The sequence below is a fragment of the Halomonas sp. BM-2019 genome (assembly GCF_017584085.1).
Map to the genome: position 1 here is coordinate 1,445,359 of NZ_CP071922.1, position 2,823 is coordinate 1,448,181.

General features: G+C 71.9%; 4 protein-coding genes and 1 pseudogene. 2 read left to right on the forward strand and 3 right to left on the reverse strand.

Going from position 1 to position 2,823, the window contains the following annotated elements:
• Nucleotides 1-433, reverse strand: a 433-nt coding sequence (locus J5F18_RS07280; protein WP_346302194.1) for a substrate binding domain-containing protein, incomplete at its 3' end; no start/stop codon positions are given.
• Between J5F18_RS07280 and J5F18_RS07285 the strand changes: the two are divergent.
• A pseudogene (locus tag J5F18_RS07285) lies at nucleotides 433-789 on the forward strand (DoxX family protein); the annotation flags it as partial. The gene J5F18_RS07280 and the pseudogene J5F18_RS07285 sit on opposite strands and share 1 nt — an antisense overlap.
• A 19-nt stretch (nucleotides 790-808) precedes the next feature.
• Here J5F18_RS07285 and J5F18_RS07290 read toward each other — a convergent pair.
• Nucleotides 809-1,129: a hypothetical protein gene (locus tag J5F18_RS07290; protein ID WP_346301611.1), complete on the reverse strand. Its 321-nt coding sequence runs from the start codon at nucleotides 1,127-1,129 to the stop codon at nucleotides 809-811.
• Between the two features lie 84 nt (nucleotides 1,130-1,213).
• Here J5F18_RS07290 and J5F18_RS07295 point away from each other — a divergent pair, with 84 nt between their 5' ends.
• A complete protein-coding gene (locus tag J5F18_RS07295) occupies nucleotides 1,214-2,158 on the forward strand; it encodes a pirin family protein (protein ID WP_346301612.1) in 945 nt (314 codons plus the stop codon).
• 36 nt (nucleotides 2,159-2,194) lie between these two features.
• Here the strand turns inward: J5F18_RS07295 and J5F18_RS07300 are convergent.
• Nucleotides 2,195-2,823: SbcC/MukB-like Walker B domain-containing protein (locus J5F18_RS07300; protein WP_346301613.1), on the reverse strand; the 629-nt coding region annotated here is incomplete at its 5' end.

Genomic DNA, 2,823 nt, shown 5'->3' on the forward strand with positions numbered 1-2,823 from the left:
CGATGCCGGCCCCGCCCATGGCGGCCTCCACCAGCACATCCCCGTTGTTGCTGATCAGCTCGCCTCCCTCTCTTCCACCGCTGCCGCTGCGCGATAGCCACTTCAGCAGCGGCTCCTGGCTCTCCTCCATGTAGCGGTAGCGCAGAAAGCGGTGCCCGGCGAGCTCCTGTGGGTGTTCGGGCGTGCCGTGGGCCTCCAGGTAGTCGGGTGAGGCGCACAGCACCAGGCGCACCGGGGCGATGCGCCGGGCGATCAGCGAGGAACTCTTCAGGCGCCCGATGCGCAGGGCGATATCGAAGCCCTCCTCGACGATGTCCACCTTGCGGTCGTTGAGCTGCAGGTCGATGCCCACGGCGGGGTGGGCCCGCTGGAAGTCGTTGAGTAGCGGCGCCAGATGGCGGATGGCAAAGGAGACCGGGGCACTGATACGCAGCCGCCCGCGGCGCCCAGAAGCTCTTCGGCTGGTTCGGCGGCCACGGCCTGGCGGGCACCGCCCAGTGGATGGAGAGCATCGGGCTGGCGCCCGGCCTGCTGATGGCGCTGCTGGCCGGCGGCGCCGAGTTCTTCGGCGGCCTGGCGCTGATGCTCGGCCTGCTGACGCGCCCCGCGGCGCTGGTCTCCGCCTTCACCATGCTGGTGGCCATCTTCAGCGTGCATATCGGCCACGGCCTGTTCATCGCCAACGGCGGCTACGAGTTTGCGCTTGCCCTGCTGGCCGCCACCGTGGCCCTGACCCTTCTGGGCGCCGGCCGGCTCTCGCTGGACGGCCTGGTGGCAAGGCGGCTCTGATATGCCGGCCCCGCGCCCTTCACTGCCCGGCGCCGATGGTCAGGCGCAGGGCCTGCAGGCCATCCAGCTCCAGGCGCACCTCGTCGGAGAAGACCGGATGACCGATGACGCGGATATCCAGGGTGGCCTCGGCGCCGCGGTAGTTGACCTGTGCCGAGACGCGGCTGTCCGTGCTGGCGGGGGCCAGCAGGCCGTAGTCGACGCGCTCCACCTGCAGCGCGCCGAGGCCGCGGGCCTCCAGCTGCTGCTCGATGGCCTGCTTGGCGGCGATCCCGTAGTAGACGTAGAGCCCGCCGTAGGCCAGGCCGGCGATGACGATCAGTGAGAAAAGACGGCCCATGGCATCCTCCTTGGTAATTCGCCGTTTGTGTCCTGAGGGTCGGAGGGTTATACCACAGGAGAGGCCCACCCGGAGGAACCCCCCATGAGCAACCTGATCAAGGACGCCTCGGCGTCGTCGTCGCTGGACTGCCCGGTGGTGGATGGCCGGCGCCAAGTGCAGCATGTCCCCGCCCGCGAGGCCGAGGTGGGCGGCATCCCCATCCACCGGGTGCTGCCCTCGCGGCAGCGGCGCCTGGTGGGGGCCTGGTGCTTTCTGGACCACGCCGGGCCTGCAGTGTTCAAGGGCGACAGCCGCGGCATGCAGGTGGGCCCCCACCCGCATATCGGCCTGCAGACCTTCACCTGGATGATCGCCGGCGAGGTGCTGCACCGTGACAGCCTGGGCAGCGAGCAGGTGATCCGCCCGGGGCAGGTCAACCTGATGACCGCCGGGCGCGGCATCAGCCACACCGAGCAGTCGCTGCCGGACGACCCGCAGCTGCATGCCGCCCAGCTGTGGATCGCCCTGCCGCACGCCCATCGCGATACCGCGCCGCGCTTCGATCACTACCCGGACCTGCCGAGCTGGCAGGAGGCGGGCGCCACCCTGACGCTGCTGGTCGGCGAGTTCGCCGGGCGCCAGGCGCCTACCCTGAGCTTCTCGCCGCTGGTGGGGGTGGATCTCGCCGCCGAGCGCGACGCCGCCCTGACCCTGCCGCTCGTGCCCGCATTCGAATACGCCCTGCTGCCCCTGGAGGGGGAGCCGACCCTGGAAGGGGAGGCGCTCGCCGTGGACGAGCTGGCCTACCTGGGCCGCGGGCGCGACGCGATGGAGCTGGCCCTGCCGGCAGGCGCCCGCGTGCTGCTGATCGGCGGCGAGCCGCTGGGCGAGGAGGTGCTGATCTGGTGGAACTTCGTCGGCCACAGCAAGGCGGAGATCGCCGAGGCCCAGCGCGAGTGGGAGGCCGGCGGCGAGCGCTTCGGCCGCGTGGCCAGCTTCAGCTTTGAGGAGCGGCTGATGCCGCCGCCCCTGCCCTGGAAGGGGTAGGCCCCCGGGCGACCATCGAGCCCCCGGGCGAGCCCCTCAAGCGCTGACGATGCTCGCCCGGCTGGTGCCATTACCCAGCGGCTCCACCCGGATCTGCACCGGGATGCGCTCGTGCATCTCCTGCACGTGGGAGATCACCCCCACCCGGCGCCCCAGCGCCTGCAGGCCGTCCAGGGCCTCCATGGCCAGCGCCAGGGACTGGGGGTCGAGGCTGCCGAAGCCCTCGTCGATAAACAGCGACTCGATCACCAGCTCGCCGGAGGCCATCGACGCCAGCCCCAGGGCCAGCGCCAGGGAGACCAGGAAGGTCTCGCCGCCGGAGAGGGAGTGCACCGAGCGCCGCTCGTCGGCCATGTCCTGATCCACCACCAGCAGGCCCAGCGGCGAGCCGCCCCGCACCAGGCGATAGCGGCGGCTGAGCCCGGCCAGGTGGGCGTTGGCGTGCTCCAGCAGCTGCTCCAGGTTGTAGGCCTGGGCGATGCGCCGGAACACCTTGCCGTCGGCGGAGCCGATCAGCTCGCTGATCTGGCCCCAGCGGCGGTACTCGGCGCGGGCGGACTCCAGCGCCGCCTGACCGGCCTGCTGGCGCTCGCGCCGGCGGTCGTCGTCGGCCAGCGCGAAGGCCGCGGCGTCGCGCTCGCCCAGGGGGGCCGCCCGCCCCGGGG